Consider the following 25,359-nt stretch of genomic DNA (forward strand, 5'->3'; position numbering starts at 1 on the left):
TGTAATAATTAATTCCATACTTCCTATTACAAAAGTACATCTTTTTTCATTTTTTGACAGTCGAAAACTACAGCGTTTAACAATTTTTAACAGGAAATTACGTTGTCGCTTAAAAAGTTGTAATTTCGAACGTTTTTTAATCATTAGATCACATAAATAAAAGCTATGTCCACAGATCACAAACACGCCCTTCACAGGGTCAGCATGGGCGGTTTATTAATAAGTTTAGGGATCATATTCGGCGACATCGGGACCTCTCCTCTTTACGTTTTCAAGGCAATTTTCAATAAAGGTGAAGTCCAAGAACTAATGGTTTATGGGGGGCTTTCTTGTATTTTCTGGACCCTGACGTTACAAACGACAATCAAATATGTATTGATTGTGTTAAATGCAGATAACAAAGGTGAGGGAGGTATCCTTTCTCTGTTTTCGCTTGTTCGAAAAAGAGCGAAATGGCTCATCATCCCTGCCATTATTGGAGCGAGTACTCTACTCGCCGATGGTATGATCACCCCGGCAATTACCATATCTTCGGCTGTCGAAGGATTAGCTATTAAGAACCCAGGCTTGCCGACTATCCCCATCGTTGTATTGATTATCTCATTGCTGTTCCTTATTCAACGTTTTGGAACAAACATCGTGGGTCGTGTATTCGGACCATTGATGTTTATTTGGTTCAGCACCATAGGAATTTTAGGACTCTCCTATTTGGGACATTCGCCTGAAATCTGGAAATCTTTAAATCCGTACTATGCCTATCAGCTATTAGCAAACTACCCGAATGCATGGTTTATTGTGGGTGCAATCTTCCTTTGTACAACCGGTGCGGAGGCCTTGTATTCTGACATGGGGCATTGTGGAAAGAACAACATCCGCATCAGTTGGATCTTTGTTAAACTGATGTTGATTTTCAATTACTTCGGACAGGGTGCGTGGTTGTTAGAAAACAAGGGGCTTGTTCTAGGCGAGATCAACCCTTTCTATGCGATTATGCCAGATTGGTTTGTCGTTTGGGGAGTAACGATCGCTACGATTGCGGCGGTTATTGCCAGTCAGGCGATGATCTCAGGTTCATTTACCCTAATTGCAGAGGCTGTTCGCTTGAATATATGGCCGAAGGTTACTATTCGTTATCCTAGCGATCATAAGGGACAAATTTACGTTCCATCAGTCAACCTGATCCTCTATCTCGGCTGTATGCTTATCATCGTAATATTCCGGGAATCGAGCAACATGGAGGCCGCCTACGGATTAGCGATCAATATGACGTTCATCATGACGACTATTCTAATGGCTGTTTTCATGCTCCGCAAAAAAATCAACGTTGCTCTAGTCGCGTTGTTTACCGGCGTTTATATGATCATAGAGTTTGCATTCCTGATCGGTAATATCAGTAAGATTGCACATGGGGGTTGGTTGACTCTATTATTGGCAGCATCGTTATTTATTGTTATGTATGCTTGGTTTGGCGCTAGGAAGATCAAGAATCGCTTTGTTAAGTTTGTCAATGTAAAAGATTACTACGATATCCTTGCTGAGCTTAGCGAAGATAAATCTGTTCCGCAGTTTTCATCGCATCTTGTTTATTTAACTTCGGCGAATAATATACATGAGGTGGAGTCGAAGATTACCTACTCCATCATCAATAAGAAGCCTAAGCGTGCTGATGTGTATTGGTTAGCACACGTTGATGTAATGGACAATCCGCATACGCGAGAATATAAAGTAACGCAATTGATACCGGGGAAATTGATCCGTATCGACTTTCATTTAGGGTTCCGCGTGGAACAGAAGATCAGTCTGCTATTCCGCAAAGTAGTCGAAGAGATGGTTAAAAACGGAGAAATCGATATCACCAGCCATTACGATACATTAAGAAAACATAATATTCCTGGCGACTTCAACTTTGTCGTACTGGAGAAAGTGATTTCCAAAACACACTTCCTGAAGTGGAATGAAAAAGTAATTCTAGAAATCTATAAGATCTTGAAGAAATTCAGTCTATCTGAAGAGAAAGGTTTTGGACTAGACAGCAGTTTCGTCACCTTGGAACGCGTCCCGCTGACGATTCCAAATACAGAGGATGTCAAGCTAAAACGACTATAACAACAATAAAAAAAGCCCTATCACGAAGGGCTTTTTTATTATCATATCGAGATTAACTTTCCGTGGCTCTCTTGTTCAATTTCGAGTGCTTATAGCCATAAGCAAAGTAAATAATCAAACCTATTAGCAACCAAATTACAAAGATAATCCAGTTACTTGCGCCCAGTTCGGACATCAGGTAAAGATTGATTAAAACGCCTATAACAGGCAGTAAGGAGAAATTATACTTAAAGCTCATCACGCTCATTACCGCCCATGTTAGCCAAAAGATGATAACAAGGGATTTATGAATCAAGATCTTTGCCGAACCCATTTCTAACCAATGCGACAGGTTTTCATCGCTGTATTTATAGGTCAAAATCAATGCGACAATCATCCCCAACCCTACTATGTACTTCCCATTGATGTATGTCACTTTGAATTTCGACTTCTTTGAGATTCCCGAGTGGTCCATGTACAATACACCGGCACAAACCAGAATAAACGCAAAGAATGTACCCACACTAGTCAAGTCCACGAAGAAGTCCATCTTGAAGAATAAAGCTGGGATAGCCACCACAAAACCTGTTACAATGGTCGCAAAGGAAGGCGTCTTGTATTTTGGGTGTATCGTAGAAAACTTCTTCCACAACAAACCGTCTCTACTCATGGTCATCCAAATTCGTGGTTGAGCTAATTGGAAAACCAACAGCGCGGAAGTAATCGCAATAACCGAAGTTACGGAGATAATACCCGCCATATGATCAAATCCTACATAAGAAAACACATAAGCCAAAGGATCTTTAACATTTAGTTCTTTGTAATTCACCATCCCTGTCAACACCAAAGTAATCGCCACATAAAGCACCGCACAGATGACCAAACAATAGATCATTGCACGAGGAAGATCGCGTTGTGGATTCTTACACTCCTCCGCTGTTGTTGAGATGGAGTCAAAACCAATGAACGCAAAGAACACGGCAGCGACGCCGCTCATGACACCTGCCAAGCCATTCGGCGCAAAAGGTGTCCAGTTCTCTGGTTTAACAAAGAAAATACCACCAAAGATTACAGCAAGAATAATCCCCACCTTAATCATCACCATGATATTACTAGCGCGCTGTGACTCCTTGATCCCAATATAAACCAGAGCCGTCACTAATACCGTGATCAAGCCTGCCGGCATATCAAAAATGATAGGAATATCTAAGATCCGTGGAGCTGTTTCGTATGCCTGTAGGGCTACTTTCTCAATATTTTCCAACTGAGCTGCCCCTATTTCAAGGGATTTCGCATGCGCATCCAGGGCATAGCCCGGCGCCATCGTCATCCATTTGGGGAGATGCACCCCAAATCCTTCCAGCATAGAAACAAAATACTGCGACCAGGAAATGGCCACTACCATGTTAGAAACCGCATATTCGAGCACCAACGCCCAGCCTATAATCCAAGCGAAAAGCTCGCCGAAAGCAACATAAGCATAGGTGTAAGCACTACCAGATACGGGAACTGTACTCGCAAATTGTGCATAAGACAATGCTGTAAAAACACATGCAAATGCAACGAATACAAAAAGAAGAGAGACCGCAGGGCCTCCGTTATAACTTGCTAAGCCGATAGTAGAGAAGATTCCAGCTCCTACTATCGCCGCAATGCCTAAAGAAATTAAATCTCGAACGCCTAGTATTTTCGCTAGGCCTGAACCGCCATGTTCAGCATCGGAAAGAATCTGATCTACGCTTTTCTTGCGGAACAGTCTATTTGCCATATTTAGTAAATTATTGGAGTGAGAAAACAAAAGTCTAAAAAATTATGATAAATATGTCATATTATCCTGAATATATACATAGATATCTCTAAAGTTCTGAAGATGATCAGCCTCGTATTCCATTAGCACTTTGCTCAAATTCTGATGATATTCAGGTGTGGTTTGAAAATCCCAAACGCGCTTAGAAATATTAAAAAGCGGCTTGGAGATATGCTCTATATATTTGTAGTCGAAAATATAGCGTGATTCTATAAATCGATCGTAAAAATGATAAAAGCCCTCAATGTCGGTTACACCGATAGTCAATAGATAATTCTTCAGAACAGCTCTATTCACATGTTCTAAATGCTCATACAAGCGCCCTACATTGACCAAGTTATGCTTGATCAACAAATGGTCGAGTAAGAGCTCTATTGCTATATGCGCTAGGAAAGAAGCTCGGATTGGAAGGCCCTCCAGCACAGGCTCCAGCTTCTTGCGCAAAATATGACAATGCTCCAGAAAGAACTCACTACTATGGAAAAGCTTATCTACTTCAACATGCCGATACCAACCTTCGGATATCGCCATACTAAGCGGGTGTATAAAAAGCTCTTCTTCGAAACGCTGCGGATGGAATACATATGTTTTATCAACATTCTTCAGTAAATCTGGAAGCAAAGATCCCAGCACACGTTCCGATTGAGTGGCATATCGTTCGAAATAGAAATGAGAAAGAAAGTTCATCCTATCCTGGTCATTATCCTATAAATTATCCGTAAGATACAGTAATATCTCGTATCTTTGCAACTTAATTAAAAAATATTAAGGGCTAAACTATGAGCTTTGTAGAAGAATTACGTTGGAGAGGCATGCTCCAAGACATCATGCCAGGCACAGAGGAATTGTTGAATAAAGAAACAGTTTCTGGCTATATAGGATTCGATCCTACAGGAGATTCACTACACGTAGGCCATTTAACCCAAATCATGACCTTAATCCACTTCCAACATGCTGGACACAAACCAGTAGCGCTTGTTGGTGGTGCAACGGGTATGATTGGCGACCCTTCATTTAAATCAGCTGAAAGAAATCTTTTAGACGAAGCAACACTGAATCACAACGTAGCATGTTTGAAAAAACAGCTCGCGAAGTTCTTAAACTTCGGAGACGGTGAAACCGACGCAAAGATGGTAAACAACTACGACTGGTTTAAGGATTTCAAATTCTTAGATTTTATTCGTGATGTTGGTAAGCTGATTACCGTGAATTACATGATGTCCAAAGATTCTGTAAAGAAACGTTTGGAGGGTGACAATGGTCTATCTTTTACCGAATTTACCTATCAACTAATTCAAGGTTATGATTTCTATTATCTATGGAAACACCACAATTGTAAAATCCAAATGGGTGGTTCCGATCAATGGGGTAATATTGTAACAGGTAGCGAAATGATCCGTCGTCAGGATCAGGGAACTGCCTTTGCATTGACTACGCAATTGATCAAGAAAGCAGATGGTCAGAAGTTTGGTAAAACAGAATCGGGTGCTGTGTGGTTAGATGCTAAGAAAACATCACCATACAAGTATTATCAATTCTGGTTGAACACATCTGATGATGATGCTAAAAACTGGATCAAGATCTTTACTTTACTTCCTAAGGAAGAAATCGATGCAATCATTACAGAGCACGATGCTGCTCCGCACCTACGTGTTGTTCAGAAAGCATTAGCGAAAGATATCACGATCAGAACGCACTCGGAGAAAGACTATGAAACTGCTGTGAAAACTTCAGAATTCTTATTCGGAAACGGATCATTAGAATTCCTAGCAGACCTAGATCATGAGGCTGTATTAGAAGTATTCGACGGAGTTCCTCAGTTCGATCTAGCGAAAGACAAATTAGCTGCAGGCATCAATGTATTAGATCTGTTAGCTGTAGATACGGCTGTATTCCCTTCAAAAGGAGAGGCTCGTAAAATGCTACAGGGCGGTGGAGTATCTTTGAACAGAGAAAAACTTAGCGATATCGAGCAAGTTATCAATGAGTCAAACTTGATTAATAACAAGTATTTGGTTATACAACGTGGTAAGAAAAACTACTACTTGGTAACTGTTGCTTAGTCAACATAAAGCAAATAGAAAAGGGCCGATCGATGATCGGCCCTTTCTTATATCTGTTTAATTATGCTCAATGACCTGGATTTCATAATCCGGCATCGATATTCCTTCCACATTGGAGACGATTCTTGGTATTAAAAACACCGTATAAACACCTCTATCTTTGGGTTTGAATTCGATTGACATTTGTGAGAATTCACTTTCATTTTCAAACTGAAATCTCACCTTTTCTGCGTTGAATTCATAGAAAGTAGTAACCTCCTGCGCAGAAAGCACCTTATCTCCTGCTGTTGCCGTCTGCCCCTCTTTCACTTTGAAGTCGATACGACGATTATTCGCGAAATTTGCTATTCTTATCTTTGCTTTCCCTGCTGATGGCGCGATCATATTATCTTCCACTACTTTCATCTGCACATTATCCTTCCCATAGAAAAACGCGGAATATACCTTTCCGGGATCAACCAGATGCTCACCGCGGAATAGTTCCACTTTTTTATCCTTATCATACAGGCTGATGGTTCTTCTGCCCGGAAAAACGCTCTTATGCTTCACAGCGCCCCCCATATCAAAATATTCATCGGAATTGATTACCCGATCGTCGATCTTCAAATCCAGCCCCAAGCTGCGATAGACCGCATTAAATCCTGCAATACCCGAAAATGACGGCGTATCCAGTGCAAGGTCTCCCACGCTATCTTTCTGACAACTGATCAGGAAGAATGCCGACAATAGAGCGACGGAAAATAGCTTTGCGTTTCTTAGAAAATTCATATCAACAAAAAAGAATTATTATTTATTCTATCTAACGAGTTTGGAAAGCTTATTGCTACAAGGATAGATAAATCAAATCATTCAACACAAACAATTCTGTCATTTTTTTTTAAGTTTGTAGAAGAAAAATAGCGTCATTTACATGGCTAAATTAAATACATTTAAAAACGGTAGTGGATCGACAGGGACAAAGAAGGCTAAGAATACTACTTTATCCTATCAAAAACGAAGCGCACGAAAATCATTTGACCAAATAAACTTCTCTGAGGGACAGCGTAAAGCGTTGAAAATCCTAGGATTATTTCTTTTGTTACTTGCTGGACTTTTCGCAGTCGCTTTTATATCCTATTTATTTACTTGGAAAGCAGACCAAAGCTACATCGCTGCCACCAATGGCGGTTGGAGCACACTCCTCAATACGGCAGATGAACTCCACGATGAAAATACAGAAATACCTTTGGTAGAAAATAAACTTGGAAAGTTTGGTGCCCTATTGGCAAACCAGTTTATCTACGAATGGTTTGGCGTAGCATCCTTCCTTTTTATCGTCGTGTTATTCGTTATCGGCTACAAATTCCTATACAAAACATCTATCCTTCCCGTATGGAAGACCCTGTTGTACTCAGCGGTGGCTATTTTATTCTTATCGGTGACCTTCGGATTTATCCAAGACTTCATATACGATACTCCACATATCTTGGAAGGTAAATTTGGCTTCTGGACCAATCAAATCTTAAAATCGCAAATTGGTGTTGTAGGAACTGCCGGCTTATTGATTTTCATCCTTTTAACCGCTTTGGTACTTATCTACAACTTGGACCTGAAATGGTCTTTCCAAAGCAATAAAGGCGAAATGGAAGAAGATGAGGAGGAGGACGAAGAATTTATCGAAGACAGCCTAGTTAGCCACAGCAATACGATCAATAAGCAAAAAACAAACGAAGTTGCGACGCATACCTATTCGCATCCCGTTGAAGAGACAAGCACTCGCAATACTTTAACGGAGAAGGAAGAGATCGAACAACCGGAAGACTTAACCGTATCCCTACCTCTTTCTGTCAACACGCCTAAGCCGACGCCAGTTGCTCCGGTCGTAAATTCTGATGAAATCGAGTTCAGTATCGAAGAGCCGGAATTTGAAGAGCCGGAGGAAACCGTAGTTGGGCCTGACCTGACGGTAGCCAAAGTAGTGGAGGAAAAAGCTATATCTGCCAATGATCTGGTCGAAAAATTCGGAGAATACGACCCTAAGCTCGATCTTTCGGGCTATAAATACCCGACTTTAGACTTACTGAAAGAATACGGCACTGGAAAGATCACCATCAACCAGCAAGAGCTAGAGGCGAACAAAAACAGAATTGTCGAAACGCTTCGTAACTATAGCATCGAAATCGAACATATCAAAGCGACTATCGGTCCGACCGTAACGCTTTACGAGATCATCCCGAAACCGGGTGTTCGTATTTCGAAGATCAAGAATCTGGAAGACGATATCGCCTTAAGCTTAGCAGCTTTAGGTATCCGTATCATTGCCCCAATGCCGGGTAAAGGTACGATTGGTATCGAAGTACCGAACAGTAGCCCGGAAATGGTATCCATGCGCTCTATTTTGGCGACAGAGAAGTTCCAAAAGACAGAGATGGATTTGCCTATCGCTTTAGGTAAAACAATCTCTAACGAGGTATATATAGCCGATTTAGCGAAAATGCCGCACTTACTCGTGGCAGGTGCTACCGGACAGGGTAAATCAGTCGGAATCAATGCCATCCTGACCTCTCTCCTATTCAAGAAACACCCGGCAGAGCTAAAATTCGTATTGGTCGATCCGAAAAAAGTGGAGCTCTCGCTATTTAAGAAAATCGAAAGACACTTCTTAGCGAAATTGCCGAATGAGGACGAAGCAATTATCACCGACACTAAAAAAGTAATCAATACCCTCAATTCCCTATGTATCGAGATGGATCAGCGTTATGATCTATTGAAGAACGCCCAGGTAAGGAATTTGAAGGAATATAATGCAAAATTTATCAATCGTCGATTAAACCCTGAGGAGGGTCATCGATTCTTACCGTTTATAGTTCTTATTATTGATGAGTTTGCCGATTTGATGATGACGGCAGGGAAAGAAGTAGAAACTCCGATTGCTCGTTTGGCGCAGTTAGCCCGTGCGGTAGGTATTCACTTGGTTATTGCCACGCAAAGACCTTCAGTAAATATCATTACCGGTACGATCAAAGCTAACTTCCCGGCGCGACTAGCATTCCGCGTATTGTCTAAGGTCGATTCACGAACGATCCTCGACAGCGGTGGTGCAGACCAGTTAATTGGTCGCGGAGATATGCTACTTGCCACAGGATCTGACCTAATTCGTATCCAATGTGCGTTTGTGGATACACCGGAGGTCGATGAGGTTTCTGAATTTATTGGCTCCCAACGCGGATACCCGTCTGCCCATTACCTACCGGAGTATGTAGATCCGAATGGCGATGGTGAAGGAATATCCGACTTCGACCCGGCTGACAGAGATCAGCTATTCGAAGAGGCTGCACGCCTGATCGTTATGCATCAACAAGGCTCAACATCTTTAATACAGCGCAAGTTAAAATTAGGTTATAACCGCGCTGGACGAATTATCGATCAACTGGAAGCTGCGGGTATCGTAGGTCCATTTGAAGGCAGTAAAGCACGCGAGGTGCTATACCCTGATGATTATTCGTTGGAACAGTATTTGGAAACGTTAAGAAAAGACAATTAAAGATGATTAGATTTTTGTATGTATTATTAGCATTCCTCTCGGTGAGCACAGCTTTTGCGCAAGACCGTTATGCTAAATCAATATTAGACGAGGTATCAAAAAAATACGATAGCTACAGAACAATCCAGTCCAATTTTACTTTTAAAGCCGTGCAGGCAAAAGGCGAAAACTATTCGGACAAGGGCGAGATGTTTATGAACAAACCTGCTCAGCAATACAAAATCGTATTGCCAGAACAAGATTTGATTTCCGACGGTAAATCCGTATGGTCGGTTTTAAAAGAAGACAAGGAGGTGCAAGTATCGGAAGCCGATAACAGCAATGAATCCATCGGCCCCAACAATATCTTCACTTTCTATCGCACCGGATTTAAATACATCAGCATGGACGATGAAAGTGTATCAGGCGCCGGTAAACTAAAAGTAATTGAGCTATCTCCTGAAGATACAAAACGCAATTACTTTAAGATCAAATTGCGCATCAACAAGAATAACCACATCCATGATGTGACGATTTTCGACAAATCAGGATCTCGTTATACCTATACCATCAATACGCTGTATGTTAACAATCCTATCCCTGCAAGCACCTTCCAATTCCAGAAAGCCAATTACGCCGGCTTCGAAGTGGTGGATTTGAGATAGGGGTTTAGATTTTAGACATAAGACATTAGATTTTAGAATTGGAGAAGCTGTCCCGAAAAGGACAGCTTCTTTTTTATCGCACTCTATTTGAGTACCGTAATTTCATGTTTAAGACTAGCTTGGCTTAAAGCCCTTTCAAACCCAATACAAACCCAATATAAAGCCCTATCATAACCCTTTCCAATTGGGATTGATAGGGGTTTATATTGGGAGAGCATTTGGTTTGTATGGAGAGACACATTACTGAGCTCTGTTTCGCATCTTTACTTAAAGAAAGAATGGTGGTTTTGAACCGTTGCAAAGTTTGTTTTGAACCAGGAAAGGAAGGATAAAAGGATTTGCAGGATCATGTTGAAAGAAAAAAGAGGGGCTGTTTCTTAACCAGGAAAGAAGGCGTGTTGTCTTGAACCAGGAAAGGAAGGATGGAAAGATTAGCAGGATCCTGTCCATCCTTTTATCATTTTTTTCTTGGTTCAAAACAACAATAAAAAAGGCGCCTTTCCGGCGCCATACTCTAATATCTAATGTCTAATATCTAAAATCTATTCGAACGGATAATCCCCAGCTCTAGTCCGCGAAGTTCTGCCAGGCCTCTCAAGCGTCCGATGGCAGAATATCCAGGGTTGGTCACTTTATTCAAATCGTCTAACATTTGGTGGCCATGATCTGGACGGAAAGGAATAGGTTGCTCTCTTTTTTGATTTTCTGCAACTAAAGCTTCCATCACTTTAAACATATCCACATCGCCATCCAAGTGGTCGGCTTCATAGAAACTTCCTATCTCGTCGCGCTTCACGTTGCGTAGATGCACAAAGTTGACACGATGTTTCACCTGATCAAATATCGCGGGAAGATCGTTCTTTGGCCCCGCTCCTAGCGAACCTGTACAGAAACAAATTCCGTTGAATTGTTTTTCTTGTTCGCTGATAATGTAGTTCAGATCTTCGGCGTTGCTTACAATACGCGGAAGTCCTAAAATCGGGTAAGGAGGATCGTCGGGGTGAATGGTCATCAAAATGCCGTTTTCCTCACAAACCTCAGCAATGCTATTTAAGAAGTAAAGCAAGTTTTTGCGCAAGCCATCAAAGCCAATTTCTTTGTAAACTGAAATACTGTTTTGCAAAGAATCCAGCGTAATATCGCTTTCGCCCGGAATACCCATCAATACCACACGCTCCAATTCGTTCAATGCATCCTGATCTAAGGTTCCAAACTTCACTTCTGCCGCTTGTTGAACGTTTGCCGGATAATCAGCTTTCGCATCCTGACGCTTAAGAATATAAATATCAAAAATCGCCAAGTCGATCCAATCAAAATATAAGGCCTTGGAGCCATCCTTCATGGTTAAATCCAATTGCGTACGCGTCCAATCCAAAACAGGCATAAAATTATAACATACCGTTTTGATGCCGCATGCTGCCAGATTTTTCAGCGACTCTTTATAGCGTTCTAAATATTCGTCGGCGTTTGCTGCTCCTGTCTTGATTGCCTCATGAACGGGCACACTTTCCACAACCGACCAAGTCAGTCCTGCTTCCTCAATAATGCGCTTGCGTTCTTGAATATCTTCCAACGGCCATACTTCGCCATGTGCTATATGATGTAGTGCCGAAACAATGCCCGTCGCACCAGCCTGTTTTACGTCTTGTAAGGACACCGAATCATTCGGGCCATACCATCTCCATGTTTGTTCTAAAAATTGCATATACGCCTTTAAATTAAACGCCACACCATGTATTAAATCCTCCATCCACAAATACGGTCTCTCCAGACACAAATGCAGACGCATCGCTAAGCAGATACACCAAGGTACCTTCCAGTTCGCTAGGATCGCCTAGACGCTGGTAAGGTGTTCCGTTGATGAATTTCTGTGCCCGTGGGCTATAGCTGCCATCAGGGTTGGTCAACAAAGTTCTATTTTGTTCGGTCAGGAATACGCCCGGTGCAATCGCATTCACGCGCACCTTATCGCCATAACGAAGCGCCAACTCGGTAGACATCCATTTGGTAAATCCATCGATACCATGTTTTGCTACCGTATAGCCTAGCACGCGGGTCAATGGGCGACTCGCAGCTAGTGAAGAGATGTTGATAATCGCTCCTGCACCTTTCTCAGCAATCACCTGACCTAGTATCATGGTCGGGATAATCGTGCCATATAGGTTCAACTCGATCGCTTTGATCGTGTCTTGAATCTTATTGTCAAATATATTTTGGTCATCGCCGATTGTCGCGCCTGGAACATTACCACCAACAGCGTTGACAAGGCCATCAATGGTTCCGAAGGCTTCCACGATGCTATCCTTCGCCTCTTTTACAGACTGCTCGTCCATCACATCAGCAACAACACCTAATGCTTCCGCACCTACTGCTTTTGCTTGTGCAACACGCTCATCAATTTTTTCTTGATTGCGACCAATGACGCAAACCTTAGCGCCGGCTTCTGCAACGGCACGGACAAAGGATTTACCCAAGATACCGGTACCACCAGTGATTACAATAACCTTATCTTTTAGGGAAAATTTGTCTAGAATACTCATAGTTTTTGGTTAGATTATATTTTCAATGATAAGCAATTTATCAATAAAATATAGGTATTTCATGGAGTATAATTACGTAATCGTTTGCGAAGATTATCCTTGAGAAGCCACTTAAAAGCATTATATTGCATTATTTAACAACCTATGCCACACGTTTTATCATTTGGAGAAATACTAATCAGACAGCAGAGTGTCGGAGATAGTTTCTTTGGAAGTCAAGAGAATTTATTACGGATTTATCCCGGAGGATCAGAAGCCAATGTCGCTAGTTCGCTCGGACAAATGGGAACCCCGGTACAATATGCCAGCGCCTTTCCGAATAATAAGCTAAGTGAAGAGATATTGGCAGTTTTGAACGGTCACCAGGTCGACACGTCTAAATGTCTTCAAATTGGCGACCGTATTGGTTCCTATTTTCTGCTTTCGGCAAATGGATTGACGAAGGGAGAAGTAATTTACGACCGTAAATACTCTAGTTTTTCGCAATTAAGTCCGGAAGACCTAAACTTCGATGTGCTGTTTGAAGATGTAGATTGGTTGCATTGGACAGCATTGACTCCTGCGTTGAACCAGGAGATGGCCAACGTAATGTTAAAAGTATTGCAAGCGGCAAGCAAACGTAACATCTATATTTCTGTCGATCTAAACTACCGCAATAGACTTTGGCAGTATGGTAAAAATCCCTTGGAGATTATGCCAGACCTGTTGGCATATTGCCATGTCATCATGGGAAATATTTGGGCTGCGCATACCATGGTTGGAATCGCCGTTCCCGAGGGGTTAGATAGGAATACAGAGAAGGAGGGTTTGGTCGAAGCAGCAACGGTATCCGCAGCTGCGTTGTTTGAAAAATATCCAAATTTAGAACATATCGCCAATACTTTTCGATTTATGGATAATCCCACGCATAATCTGTTTTTCGGAACTTATCATTCCAGAACCGAGAATGCGGTTTCGCAGACTTATGAAACCAATGAGATTGTCGATCGTATCGGCAGTGGCGATGCCTTTATGGCGGGGTTGATTCATGCCTTACGAAAAACCCAACAGGCACAGGAAATAATAGATATCGCAACGGGCGCAGGATATGAGAAGCTGTTCGTAGAGGGCGATTTTGGAAATGGAAAATACTAACAAGATGCAGATCGATCAAATTATAGAGAAAATCAAAGCATATCCCGTGATCCCGGTATTTTATCACGATGATGTGGAAGTATGTAAACAGGTACTCAAAGCTTGTTATGATGGCGGTATTCGCGTATTCGAATTTGTTAACCGAGGTAAGAACGCTGAGGCTAATTTTAAAGCTTTGGTAGACTACAAGAAAGAAGCGATGCCGGAATTGACATTGGGCATTGGCACTATTCTAGACAGTGCGGCTGCAGAAAGTTTTCTGGCGCTAGGTACCGAGTTCTTAGTGAGTCCTATCTTCGTCGCTGAACTTGCAGAAACGGCCAAGGCAAACAACTGCTTATGGATTCCCGGCTGTATGACACCTACAGAAATTGCAAATGCTATGTTCGCAGGTTGTGGATTTGTAAAGCTATTTCCAGGAGAAACGCTCGGAACAGGATTCTTAAAAGGAATTAAGCCGCTATTCCCGAACATGAAGTTTATGCCGACCGGTGGTGTGGATGTGGAAGAGAATAACATCAAAAACTGGTTCGCTGCGGGTGTGACATCCGTAGGCATGGGCTCCAAATTGTTTAAACAACAGGATGGACAATATAATCTAGAAGAAATCAGTGCTAACTGTAGAAAGGTTTTAGGGTGGGCAACAGCCTAAAACTTATAAAGATACTTCGGAAATAGAATGGTGGGCCATGATTTTGTTTTCGAAGTCTCTAATATTGCCCTTATCGAGCAAGACCTCCAAAACCAATACCAATCCTTCCTTATTCAACGTCTGTGTCTTGATCTTTACTTGTTTGGTCAACGGACGTATATCGTTGATAAAGCTATCTTTCTCGGAGAGTTTATGGGTATCAAACCTAACGGTCACAACCTTCACTAAATTCCGTAATACATAACGATTTAAGATCGGGCCGGAGATAATAATCAAAAAACAGGCTCCTAAAAACAGGATCGCCGTGATGAACATACCGAATCCTATAGCCATCCCCACAGCGGCCGACATCCAGATAATACTTGCCGTAGTCAATCCATTCACATTGACGCCATCTTTGAAGATGACACCTGCACCCAAGAAACCAATACCGGATACGACGTAAGAAGCAATCCGAGTCGCATCTTCAGACTCCCCTGCTCCGAGTTTCATCGATAAGATCGAAAACAAGGTACTTCCCAGACAAATAATCGAGATGGTTTTGAATCCTGCGGATTTATCTTTCCATTCTCGCTCAAAGCCCAATAGGAAGCCGGCCCCTAGCGATAAAAATGCTTTGAACAAATCATTCCAGTCAAAAATAAATTGATCTGTTATCATTTCAATATTCATATTTAGTCTTACCCTTCAATTTAAACCCAAATCTACTTAACATTAAATAAATATTAACTACATATTGTTCTGTATAATCTCGATTTGGTGGTGATTTTTTTATAAAAGAAAATGGTCTGGACTCCAAAAGGAATCCAGACCATTATTTCGTGCCATGCCTTAGGCATGTCTATCGTTAATTACTAGTCTTCTTCTTTCGAAGCTAATAATTGATCGTACTCTTCGCGAGAACCTACGATGATGTTGCTGTACTGGCGTAAACCGGTACCTGAAGGAATCAAGTGACCAACAATTACGTTTTCTTTCAAGCCTAACAAGTTATCGCGTTTACCTGCGATCGCTGCCTCATTCAATACTTTCGTAGTTTCCTGGAAGGAAGCTGCGGAGATGAATGATTTAGTACCTAGGGACGCTCTAGTGATACCTTGTAATAAAGGACTTGATGTTGCAGGGATAGCATCACGTACTTCCACTAACTTCATATCCTGACGTCTTAGGCTAGAGTTCTCTTCACGTAATTTACGTAAAGTAACAATCTGACCTGGACGTAGAGTTTTAGAATCACCCGCTTCAACAACAACTTTTTTGTCGTATAATGAATCGTTTTCTTCCATGAAGTCCCATTTGTTTACTGCTTCTTTTTCTAAGAAACGTGTATCTCCTGGATCCTCGATATTCACTTTCTGCATCATTTGGTGAACGATAGTTTCAAAGTGTTTATCGTTGATTTTTACCCCTTGTAGGCGGTAAACCTCTTGGATACCATTTACGATATATTCTTGTACTGCCGCAGGACCTTTGATCGATAAGATGTCTGAAGGAGAAATCTGACCGTCAGATAATGGCATACCTGCTTTAATAAAGTCGTTATCTTGAACTAAGATGTGCTTAGAAAGTGGTACTAAGTATTTCTTAACTTGACCGTCACGAGACTCGATAGAGATCTCACGATTACCACGTTTAACACCACCTAAAGAAACAACACCATCAATTTCAGTTACAACAGCTGGGTTTGAAGGATTACGAGCCTCGAACAACTCAGTTACACGAGGAAGACCACCCGTAATATCTCGGGTCTTACCTGTAGAACGAGGGATCTTAACTAATACCGCACCTTCTTTAACTTTCTGACCATCAGAAACTGATACGTGAGCTCCTACCGGGATATTGTATGAACGAATGATTTCGCCTTTGTTATCCAATACCTTGATAGTAGGGTTTTTCGTTTTATCACGAGTTTCGATAATTACTTTCTCTTTGTGACCTGTTTGTTCATCAGACTCTTCACGGAAAGTTACACCTTCGATGATTGCATCGAATTCTACTTTACCCGCAAACTCAGAAATAATTACCGCGTTATATGGATCCCAGTCAACTAGTTTAGTGCCTTTCTCTACGTTCTCACCTTCTTTAACGAATAAGTTCGAACCGTAAGGGATGATTTGTTGGTAAAGTACTTTGTTATCAGCATTTACAACTTTAATCTCACCTGAACGACCTAATACGACTTGGTATGGACCATCTTCACCTTCTTTTTCTACTGTACGAACGTTTTCAAATTCGATACGTCCGTCGTATTTAGCGATGATAGTAGACTCAGCAGCAATGTTCGAAGCCGTACCACCGACGTGGAACGTACGAAGTGTTAACTGCGTACCTGGCTCACCGATGGACTGTGCAGCAATTACACCAACAGCCTCACCTAATTGAACACGCTTACCTGATGCTAAGTTACGACCGTAACAACAAGCACATACTCCACGCTTAGACTCACATGTCAATACCGAACGAATTTCTACGCCTTCGATACCTGCATTCTCAATTGCTTCCGCAACTTCCTCTGTGATATCTTCATTTGCAGCAACAATAACTTCGTTAGTAACAGGATCAATAACATCGTTCAACGGCGTACGACCTAAGATACGGTCATATAATGGCTCAACGATATCGTCGTTATCTTTAAGTGCTGTAGTGTAGATACCACGTAAACCGTTACAATCTTGTTCTACAACAATCATATCTTGTGCTACGTCATGTAAACGACGAGTTAAGTAACCCGCATCCGCCGTTTTTAACGCCGTATCCGCAAGACCTTTACGCGCACCGTGGGTAGAGATAAAGTACTCTAATACCGATAATCCTTCTTTAAAGTTAGATAAGATTGGGTTTTCGATAATCTCACCACCTGAAGTACCAGACTTCTGAGGTTTCGCCATCAAACCACGCATACCACATAACTGACGGATCTGCTCCTTAGAACCACGAGCTCCTGAATCCAACATCATATAAACTGAGTTGAAACCTTGGTTGTCGTTCGAAAGGATATCCATTACGTGTGCTGTCAAACGGTTGTTGATACGAGTCCAGATATCGATAATCTGGTTGTAACGCTCGTTGTTTGTAATGAAACCCATGTTATAGTTGTTCATTACTTCCTCAACTTCGTTCGTAGCTTGAGTAATAAGGTCTGCTTTAGCAGCAGGAATATTTAAGTCTTGCAAGTTGAATGACAAACCACCTTTGAAAGCCGTTTGGAATCCTAACTCTTTCATATCATCTAAGAACTTCGCTGCACGAGCCATACCTGTGCTCTTCACGATTTCTCCAATGACATTACGCAATGACTTCTTAGTCAACAATTCATTGATGTAACCTACTTCTTCTGGTACAATCTGGTTAAAGATTACACGTCCAACAGTAGTATCGATGATTGCTTCTTTGATTTCACCTTCTTTTGTTCTGATGTTAGTCTTAACCTTGATGAACGAGTGAAGATCTACTTTCTTCTCATTTAAAGCAATAATAACCTCTTCAGCTGAGTAGAATGTACTTCCTTCACCTTGCATTTTACGGCTGTCATCAGATTTACGGCCTTTAGTAATATAGTAAAGACCCAATACCATGTCTTGAGATGGTACTGTAACTGGTGATCCGTTTGCAGGGTTAAGAATGTTGTGTGCTGCCAACATTAAGATTTGGGCTTCCAAGATTGCAGCATTACCTAATGGTAAGTGAACCGCCATCTGGTCACCGTCGAAATCGGCGTTGAACGCTGTACACACTAATGGGTGTAATTGGATCGCTTTACCTTCCACTAATGTAGGTTGGAAAGCCTGAATACCCAAACGGTGAAGCGTAGGAGCACGGTTTAGTAATACAGGGTGGCCTTTCAATACATTCTCAAGGATATCCCATACTACAGGATCTTTACGATCAACTATTTTCTTAGCAGATTTTACGGTCTTAACAATACCTCTTTCAATCATCTTACGGATGATGAACGGTTTGTATAACTCAGCTGCCATGTCTTTCGGAAGACCACACTCGTGTAATTTCAAGTGAGGACCAACGACGATTACCGAACGAGCAGAGTAGTCAACACGTTTACCTAATAAGTTCTGACGGAAACGACCTTGCTTACCTTTCAAAATATCTGAAAGTGATTTCAACGCACGGTTACCTTCAGTTTTCACTGCATTTACCTTACGTGAGTTATCAAACAAGGAGTCAACAGCCTCTTGAAGCATACGTTTTTCGTTACGTAAGATTACTTCAGGAGCTTTGATTTCGATTAAACGCTTCAAACGGTTGTTACGGATGATAACACGGCGGTATAAGTCGTTCAAATCGGAAGTCGCGAAACGACCACCATCCAAAGGAACTAAAGGACGTAACTCTGGTGGAATAATAGGAACGATTTTTACGATCATCCATTCCGGACGGTTCTCGATGTGATCATTAGCACCACGGAAAGCTTCTACAACGTGTAAGCGTTTTAACGCTTCGTTTTTACGTTGTTGAGAAGTCTCATTAGCTGCCTGATGACGTAAATCGTATGATAACTGATCTAGGTCTAGACGTTTTAATAAATCTTCTAGAGCCTCAGCACCCATCTTAGCAACGAATTTCTGAGGATCAGTATCATCTAGGTATTGGTTTTCTTTTGGAAGCGTATCAAGAATATCTAAGTATTCTTCTTCTGTTAAGAAATCCATGTAAGAGATACCATCATCTTCTTTGATACCTGGTTGGATAACCACATATCTTTCGTAGTAGATGATCATATCTAATTTCTTCGTAGGAAGACCTAATAAGTAACCAATTTTGTTAGGTAATGAACGGAAATACCAAATATGAGCAACAGGAACCACCAAGTTGATGTGTCCCATACGCTCACGACGTACTTTCTTTTCCGTTACTTCAACACCACAACGGTCACAAACAATACCTTTATAACGGATACGTTTGTATTTACCACAGTGACATTCGTAGTCTTTTACTGGACCGAAAATACGCTCGCAGAATAGACCATCACGTTCCGGTTTATACGTACGGTAGTTGATAGTTTCTGGTTTAGTAACCTCACCGCTTGAGCGCTCCAAAATAGTCTCTGGAGAAGCTAAGCTGATCGTAATCGATGTAAAGTTACTTTTGATTTTATTATCTTTTTTGTAAGACATACTTCGTAAAAAGTTATAGCTGTATGTAAAAGCTTAAGAGGAACGAGTCCTCTTAAACTCTGTATTGCTTGATTAATCCAATGTGATATCTAAACCTAAGCCGCGTAACTCATGTACCAATACGTTGAACGATTCTGGTACGGATGGAGTTGGTAAGTTATTACCTTTAACGATCGCTTCGTAAGTTTTAGCACGTCCGACAACGTCATCCGATTTCACGGTCAAGATCTCTTGTAGGATGTTGGAAGCACCGAATGCCTCTAACGCCCAAACCTCCATCTCACCAAAACGCTGACCACCGAACTGTGCCTTACCACCTAATGGCTGTTGAGTAATCAACGAGTAAGGACCGATAGAACGTGCGTGCATTTTATCATCAACCATGTGACCTAATTTCAACATATAGATCACACCTACAGTAGTAGGTTGGTCGAAACGCTCACCTGTCAAACCATTGTATAGGTAAGTACGTCCAGACTTAGGCAATGCCGCTTTTTCTACCCATTCTTCCACTTGATCCATCTCTGCACCGTCGAAGATTGGAGTAGCAAATTTCACACCTAATTTCTGACCTGCCCATCCTAAAACAGTCTCATAGATCTGTCCAAGGTTCATACGCGAAGGTACACCAAGTGGGTTCAACACGATATCAACAGGAGTTCCATCTTCTAAGAATGGCATATCTTCATCACGTACGATACGTGCCACGATACCTTTGTTACCGTGACGACCCGCCATCTTGTCACCAACTTTCAATTTACGTTTCTTCGCCACGTAAACTTTAGCCATTTGAACAATTCCTGATGGAAGCTCATCACCCACAGAGATAGCAAATTTCTCACGTTTGAATGCACCTAACTCCTCATTAACTTTAATGCTGTAGTTATGTAATGCATACTTGATCAATTCGTTCTTATCTTCGTCAGTCGTCCATCCAGTTGGATTTACGTTGTTATAGTCGATATCTGTAAGAATCTTCTGCGTGAATTTTGCACCCTTAGCTACGAATAACTCTTTGTAGATATTGTAAACACCTTGACTAGTCTTTCCGTTAACGATGTTGAACAACTTGTCAACTAAGCGCTCTTTAAGACCTCTAAGGTTCTTCTCATGTGCTGTTTCCAATTTCTCTAAAGCTTTACGCTCAACTTCTTTGGACATTTTCTTCGCACGAGAGAATAATTTTGTATCAATAACTACACCTTTGATTGAAGGAGGAGTTTTTAAAGACGCATCTTTAACATCACCTGCTTTATCACCGAAGATAGCACGTAATAACTTCTCTTCTGGTGAAGGATCAGACTCTCCTTTTGGAGTAATCTTACCGATCAAGATATCACCTTCGCCAACCTCAGCACCGATACGGATAATACCGTTTTCGTCAAGGTCTTTAGTAGCTTCCTCAGAAACGTTAGGGATATCTGCAGTTAATTCCTCTTCACCACGTTTTGTGTCACGAACCTCTAACTCGAATTCCTCAATATGTAAGGAGGTAAACAAGTCTTGTGATACAACACGCTCAGAAATTACGATCGCATCCTCAAAGTTGTATCCTTGCCAAGGCATGAATGCTACTTTTAAGTTACGGCCTAATGCTAATTCTCCATCTTCAGTTGCATAACCCTCACACAATACTTCACCTTTTTGTACTTTTTGACCTTTTCTTACGATAGGCTTCAAGTTGATACAAGTATTCTGGTTGGTCTTTTTGAACTTCGTTAATTTGTACACTTTAATGTCGTCGTCAAATGAAACTAAACGCTCATTCTCGTTACGGTCGTAGCGGATGTGGATTTCTTGTGCATCTACATACTCTACAGTACCCGAACCTTCGGCATTAATTAATGTGCGCGAGTCGCTGGCCACACGTGCTTCCAAACCAGTACCTACAACAGGTGCTTGCGGACGCAACAATGGCACAGCTTGACGTTGCATGTTCGATCCCATCAACGCACGGTTGGCATCATCATGCTCCAAGAAAGGAATCAATGAAGCCGCAATTGATGTAATCTGGTTAGGAGCAACGTCCATATAATCTAATTTCTCAGGCTCGATAATCGGGAAGTCACCCTCGTATCTAGCTTTAACCTTAGGATCTAAGAAATTACCTTTATCATCATAAAGCGCATTCGCTTGTGCGATCGTTTTACCGTCTTCGTCCTCTGCCGACAAGTAAACAACCGGTTGGTCAACGACTACTTTACCATCTTTAACTTGACGATAAGGTGTTTCGATGAAACCTAAGTTGTTGATCTTCGCGTGAACAGATAATGAAGAAATCAAACCGATGTTTGGTCCCTCAGGAGTTTCGATAGTACACAAACGACCGTAGTGCGTATAGTGAACGTCACGAACCTCGAAACCAGCACGCTCACGAGAAAGACCACCAGGACCTAAAGCTGAAAGACGACGCTTGTGCGTAATCTCCGCCAATGGGTTTGTCTGGTCCATAAACTGTGACAACTGGTTTGTTCCGAAGAACGAGTTGATAACAGATGATAATGTACGAGCATTGATCAAATCTGTTGGAGTGAACACCTCGTTATCACGAATGTTCATACGCTCGCGGATAGTACGTGCCATACGAGCCAAACCAACACCAAACTGAGCGTACAATTGTTCACCAACAGTACGAACACGACGGTTTGACAAGTGGTCGATATCATCCACCTCTGCTTTAGAGTTGATCAAATTGATCAAGTACTTCACGATGGCGATAATATCTTCGCGCGTTAAAACTTTCGTATCTGAATCAGTACCAAGTTTCAATTTACGGTTGATACGGTATCTACCCACATCACCTAAATCATAACGCTTGTCTGAGAAGAATAAACGATCGATGATACCACGTGCAGTTTCCTCATCAGGTGGTTCAGCGTTACGTAATTGACGATAGATGTGCTCCACCGCTTCTTTCTCAGAGTTAGAAGTATCCTTTTGTAAAGTATTGTATATAATTGAATAGTCCGCATTGTTAGACTCATCTTCTTTAGCAAGGATAATAGATTTAACACCTGCTTCAATGATTAAGTCAATGTGGTCTTCTTCTAAAACTGTTTCACGTTCAAAGATGATCTCGTTACGATCGATAGATACTACTTCACCAGTATCCTCATCCACGAAATCCTCTGTCCATTTATTTAATACCCTAGCCGCTAAACGACGACCAACGTATTTTTTCAAGCCCGACTTGCTAACTTTAACTTCGTCAGAAAGGTCGAACAATTCTAAGATATCTTTATCTGAATCAAATCCGATAGCACGTAATAACGTAGTAACCGGGAATTTTTTCTTACGGTCGATATAAGCATACATCACGTTATTAACGTCTGTTGCAAACTCGATCCAAGATCCTTTAAAAGGAATAACCCTAGCAGAATAAAGTTTAGTACCGTTTGTATGTCTACTTTGACCGAAGAACACACCAGGTGAACGGTGTAGCTGAGAAACGATTACACGCTCTGCTCCATTGATCACGAAAGTACCTTTTGGAGTCATGTATGGAATTGTTCCTAAGTACACGTCTTGTACTATGGTTTCGAAATCTTCGTGTTCCTCATCATTACAAGACAACTTCAATTTAGCCTTCAAAGGTACGCTATAAGTCAAACCACGCTCTATACACTCTTGGATATCGTAACGCGGCGGATCAATGAAATAATCCAAAAACTCTAGCACAAAGATGTTTCTTGAATCAGAAATAGGGAAGTTTTCGGCGAAAACCTGATAAAGCCCCTCCTGATGGCGGTTGTCAGAAGTAGTTTCTAGTTGAAAAAACTCCTTGAAAGACTCCAATTGCACATCCAAGAAATCTGGGTAATCAATTACCTTCTTACTTGTCGCAAAATTTACTCTTTCTTTTTGCATATTATTGTTTGCCAAGGGAATAAGAATTTAGTTTAAAAAAACTGAGCTAACGTCTGTTGATTTCTTCTTCCGATCACACCTCAACAGGCGTGTGATCCGTGGTATTTGTTATAAACAGGAATAGACTCTGATAGATTATACCTATCAGAGTCTAAGTTTTTGGTGCGTTATGCGAGATTATTTAATCTCAACAACAGCTCCAGCTTCTTCTAATTGTTTTTTCAAAGCTTCAGCTTCGTCTTTAGAAACACCAGCTTTTAATTCTTTAGGTGCTCCGTCAACTAAATCTTTAGCTTCTTTCAAACCTAAACCAGCTAAGTCTTTAACTAATTTAACTACTGCTAATTTCTGACCACCAGCTTCTTTCAAGATTACGTCGAAAGAAGTTTTTTCTTCAGCAGCAGCAGCGCCGTCACCAGCAGGTGCAGCAGCAACAGCTACAGCAGCAGCAGCAGGCTCGATACCGTACTCATCTTTTAAGATGTCAGCTAATTCTTTAACTTCTTTTACTGTTAAGTTCACTAACTGTTCAGCAAGTTGTTTTAAATCTGCCATTTTATTTTGAATTTTTGAATGTTCTTTAAAAAATATTGTTAATTAAATTGTAACGAACGATAATTTAGTCGAGGGTTCGTTAGCCTCTTTCTTCTAATGCTTTTACTAAGCCTGAAATTGTATTTCCACCCGATTGAAGAGCAGAGATAACATTCTTCGCAGGAGATTGTAATAAAGCTATAACGTCTGCAATAAGTTCTTCTTTAGATTTAAGAGTTACTAATGCTTCAAGTTGGTTGTCACCTACGAATGCAGTTTCTTGAATGTATGCTGCTTTCAATACTGGCTTGTCACCTTCTTTACGTAATTGCTTAATTAATTTCGCTGGAGCATTTCCGGTCTCTGAGAACATCATCGTAGATGCACCCTTTAACACGCCGAAAAGTTCTTCTGAATCAACACCTGCTTCTAATAAAGCTTTCTTAATCAAAGTGTTCTTAACCACTTGGATCTCGATGCCTTGCTCGAAACATTTGCGACGAATGTTGTTCACTTTTTCAACAGTTAAATCAGCAGTATCAGTAATGTAGAAATTACCGTAGGATTTAATCTGCTCCGCTAAAGCTTGAACAATGTCTTGTTTTAGTTCTTTTCTCATGATTAAATTCCCGCTACTGATTTAGTCTCCACATGAATACCAGGACTCATGGTTGAAGAGATGTGAATACTCTTGAAGTACGTTCCTTTTGCTGCAGACGGTTTCAAACGAGAGATAGTTTGTAATACCTCTAATGCGTTGTCATAAATCTTGTCTGCGTCGAAAGACACTTTACCAACTGAAGTATGGATGATACCGGTTTTATCAACTTTGAAATCGATCTTACCACCTTTAACCTCTGTTACAGCTTTACCTACCTCAGTAGTAACTGTACCAGTTTTAGGGTTAGGCATTAAGTTTCTTGGACCTAAAATACGACCCAATTTACCTACTTTCGCCATAACACTAGGCATAGTGATGATGATGTCAACGTCAGTCCAACCACCTTCGATTTTGCTGATGTAGTCGTCAAGACCTACGAAATCGGCACCTGCTGCTTTAGCTTCTTCTTCCTTATCAGGAGTACACAATACTAAAACGCGAACAGTTTTACCAGTTCCGTGAGGTAATGTTGCAATACCACGAACCATTTGATTTGCTTTACGAGGATCTACGCCCAAACGAACGTCGATATCCACTGAAGCATCAAATTTGGCTGTTGTAATCTCTTTTACTAAAGCCGCAGCTTCTTTCAAAGAGTACGCTTTACCAGCTTCAATTTTGGATAGTGCCGCTTTTTGATTTTTTGTTAATCTAGCCACTTTCTTAAACTGATTTCGTTAATTAATTTTTCCAAGGAGCATCACCGGATACAGTGAT

The 25,359-nt window shown here is 41.2% G+C and carries 17 protein-coding genes; 6 read left to right on the forward strand and 11 right to left on the reverse strand.

Translation table 11 applies throughout. The annotated features are described in order from the left end of the window. Positions 1-165: 165 nt before the first annotated feature. Entirely contained in the window at positions 166-2,106 is a 1,941-nt protein-coding gene (locus B2400_RS10620; protein ID WP_149526980.1) for a KUP/HAK/KT family potassium transporter, read from the forward strand. A gap of 52 nt (positions 2,107-2,158) precedes the next feature. Here B2400_RS10620 and B2400_RS10625 read toward each other — a convergent pair whose 3' ends face one another. Continuing rightward, positions 2,159-3,853 (reverse strand): amino acid permease, encoded by a 1,695-nt coding sequence (locus B2400_RS10625; RefSeq protein ID WP_293933224.1) that lies wholly within the window; start codon positions 3,851-3,853, stop codon positions 2,159-2,161. Positions 3,854-3,895: 42 nt separating this feature from the next. Next, positions 3,896-4,579 carry an ACP phosphodiesterase gene (locus B2400_RS10630; protein WP_260041087.1) on the reverse strand — a complete coding sequence of 228 codons (684 nt, stop codon included), beginning with the start codon at positions 4,577-4,579 and terminating at the stop codon, positions 3,896-3,898. A gap of 92 nt (positions 4,580-4,671) precedes the next feature. Here B2400_RS10630 and tyrS point away from each other — a divergent pair, with 92 nt between their 5' ends. Continuing rightward, positions 4,672-5,955: a tyrosine--tRNA ligase gene (gene tyrS, locus B2400_RS10635; protein WP_293933227.1), complete on the forward strand. Its 1,284-nt coding sequence runs from the start codon at positions 4,672-4,674 to the stop codon at positions 5,953-5,955. A 57-nt stretch (positions 5,956-6,012) separates the two neighbouring features. On the opposite strand, the gene B2400_RS10640 is transcribed toward tyrS, so the two are convergent. After that, positions 6,013-6,723 (reverse strand): DUF4397 domain-containing protein, encoded by a 711-nt coding sequence (locus B2400_RS10640; protein WP_293933229.1) that lies wholly within the window; start codon positions 6,721-6,723, stop codon positions 6,013-6,015. 142 nt (positions 6,724-6,865) lie between these two features. Here B2400_RS10640 and B2400_RS10645 point away from each other — a divergent pair, with 142 nt between their 5' ends. After that, positions 6,866-9,478: an FtsK/SpoIIIE family DNA translocase gene (locus B2400_RS10645; RefSeq protein ID WP_293933231.1), complete on the forward strand. Its 2,613-nt coding sequence runs from the start codon at positions 6,866-6,868 to the stop codon at positions 9,476-9,478. A 2-nt stretch (positions 9,479-9,480) separates the two neighbouring features. Beyond that, positions 9,481-10,122: a LolA family protein gene (locus B2400_RS10650; protein WP_293933233.1), complete on the forward strand. Its 642-nt coding sequence runs from the start codon at positions 9,481-9,483 to the stop codon at positions 10,120-10,122. Between the two features lie 535 nt (positions 10,123-10,657). Here the strand turns inward: B2400_RS10650 and uxuA are convergent. Then, on the reverse strand, positions 10,658-11,827 hold the full coding sequence (uxuA, locus tag B2400_RS10655; protein ID WP_293933235.1) for a mannonate dehydratase: 1,170 nt from the start codon (positions 11,825-11,827) through the stop codon (positions 10,658-10,660). Between the two features lie 13 nt (positions 11,828-11,840). After that, complete coding sequence (locus B2400_RS10660; protein WP_293933237.1) at positions 11,841-12,662, reverse strand: SDR family oxidoreductase; 822 nt, start codon at positions 12,660-12,662, stop codon at positions 11,841-11,843. Between the two features lie 144 nt (positions 12,663-12,806). Here B2400_RS10660 and B2400_RS10665 point away from each other — a divergent pair, with 144 nt between their 5' ends. Beyond that, the gene (locus B2400_RS10665) at positions 12,807-13,796 is read left to right on the forward strand and encodes a sugar kinase (protein WP_293933240.1); all 990 of its coding nucleotides are present in this window, start codon (positions 12,807-12,809) and stop codon (positions 13,794-13,796) included. Next, entirely contained in the window at positions 13,783-14,448 is a 666-nt protein-coding gene (locus tag B2400_RS10670) for a bifunctional 4-hydroxy-2-oxoglutarate aldolase/2-dehydro-3-deoxy-phosphogluconate aldolase (RefSeq protein WP_293933242.1), read from the forward strand. The genes B2400_RS10665 and B2400_RS10670 overlap by 14 nt, the downstream gene beginning before the upstream one ends. Before the next feature lie 3 nt (positions 14,449-14,451). Here B2400_RS10670 and B2400_RS10675 read toward each other — a convergent pair whose 3' ends face one another. The 6 genes from B2400_RS10675 to rplA form a co-directional block, all read right to left on the reverse strand. Next, entirely contained in the window at positions 14,452-15,108 is a 657-nt protein-coding gene (locus tag B2400_RS10675; protein WP_149526990.1) for an MgtC/SapB family protein, read from the reverse strand. 194 nt (positions 15,109-15,302) lie between these two features. Next, complete coding sequence (gene rpoC, locus B2400_RS10680) at positions 15,303-19,580, reverse strand: DNA-directed RNA polymerase subunit beta' (protein WP_293933244.1); 4,278 nt, start codon at positions 19,578-19,580, stop codon at positions 15,303-15,305. A 72-nt stretch (positions 19,581-19,652) separates the two neighbouring features. Beyond that, a complete protein-coding gene (gene rpoB, locus B2400_RS10685; RefSeq protein ID WP_149526992.1) occupies positions 19,653-23,447 on the reverse strand; it encodes a DNA-directed RNA polymerase subunit beta in 3,795 nt (1,264 codons plus the stop codon). 177 nt (positions 23,448-23,624) lie between these two features. After that, complete coding sequence (gene rplL / locus B2400_RS10690; protein WP_099365876.1) at positions 23,625-24,002, reverse strand: 50S ribosomal protein L7/L12; 378 nt, start codon at positions 24,000-24,002, stop codon at positions 23,625-23,627. 79 nt (positions 24,003-24,081) lie between these two features. After that, positions 24,082-24,600 (reverse strand): 50S ribosomal protein L10, encoded by a 519-nt coding sequence (gene rplJ / locus B2400_RS10695; RefSeq protein WP_149526993.1) that lies wholly within the window; start codon positions 24,598-24,600, stop codon positions 24,082-24,084. A gap of 2 nt (positions 24,601-24,602) precedes the next feature. Then, complete coding sequence (rplA, locus tag B2400_RS10700; RefSeq protein WP_149526994.1) at positions 24,603-25,301, reverse strand: 50S ribosomal protein L1; 699 nt, start codon at positions 25,299-25,301, stop codon at positions 24,603-24,605. Positions 25,302-25,359 lie beyond the last annotated feature (58 nt).

The organism is Sphingobacterium sp. UBA6645 (assembly GCF_002455685.1).
GTDB classification, from domain to species: Bacteria; Bacteroidota; Bacteroidia; order Sphingobacteriales; family Sphingobacteriaceae; genus Sphingobacterium; species Sphingobacterium hotanense.

Bases quoted from the DNA above. Each gene is read 5' to 3' on its own strand.
- B2400_RS10665 (WP_293933240.1), top strand. From the start codon at position 12,807: ATGCCACACGTTTTATCATTTGGAGAAATACTAATCAGACAGCAGAGT.
- B2400_RS10645 (WP_293933231.1), top strand. From the start codon at position 6,866: ATGGCTAAATTAAATACATTTAAAAACGGTAGTGGATCGACAGGGACA.
- B2400_RS10670 (WP_293933242.1), top strand. From the start codon at position 13,783: ATGGAAAATACTAACAAGATGCAGATCGATCAAATTATAGAGAAAATC.
- B2400_RS10675 (WP_149526990.1), bottom strand. From the start codon at position 15,108: ATGATAACAGATCAATTTATTTTTGACTGGAATGATTTGTTCAAAGCA.
- rplJ (WP_149526993.1), bottom strand. From the start codon at position 24,600: ATGAGAAAAGAACTAAAACAAGACATTGTTCAAGCTTTAGCGGAGCAG.
- rplL (WP_099365876.1), bottom strand. From the start codon at position 24,002: ATGGCAGATTTAAAACAACTTGCTGAACAGTTAGTGAACTTAACAGTA.
- B2400_RS10640 (WP_293933229.1), bottom strand. From the start codon at position 6,723: ATGAATTTTCTAAGAAACGCAAAGCTATTTTCCGTCGCTCTATTGTCG.
- uxuA (WP_293933235.1), bottom strand. From the start codon at position 11,827: ATGCAATTTTTAGAACAAACATGGAGATGGTATGGCCCGAATGATTCG.
- B2400_RS10620 (WP_149526980.1), top strand. From the start codon at position 166: ATGTCCACAGATCACAAACACGCCCTTCACAGGGTCAGCATGGGCGGT.
- B2400_RS10660 (WP_293933237.1), bottom strand. From the start codon at position 12,662: ATGAGTATTCTAGACAAATTTTCCCTAAAAGATAAGGTTATTGTAATC.
- tyrS (WP_293933227.1), top strand. From the start codon at position 4,672: ATGAGCTTTGTAGAAGAATTACGTTGGAGAGGCATGCTCCAAGACATC.
- rpoB (WP_149526992.1), bottom strand. From the start codon at position 23,447: ATGCAAAAAGAAAGAGTAAATTTTGCGACAAGTAAGAAGGTAATTGAT.
- B2400_RS10650 (WP_293933233.1), top strand. From the start codon at position 9,481: ATGATTAGATTTTTGTATGTATTATTAGCATTCCTCTCGGTGAGCACA.
- B2400_RS10625 (WP_293933224.1), bottom strand. From the start codon at position 3,853: ATGGCAAATAGACTGTTCCGCAAGAAAAGCGTAGATCAGATTCTTTCC.
- B2400_RS10630 (WP_260041087.1), bottom strand. From the start codon at position 4,579: ATGAACTTTCTTTCTCATTTCTATTTCGAACGATATGCCACTCAATCG.
- rpoC (WP_293933244.1), bottom strand. From the start codon at position 19,580: ATGTCTTACAAAAAAGATAATAAAATCAAAAGTAACTTTACATCGATT.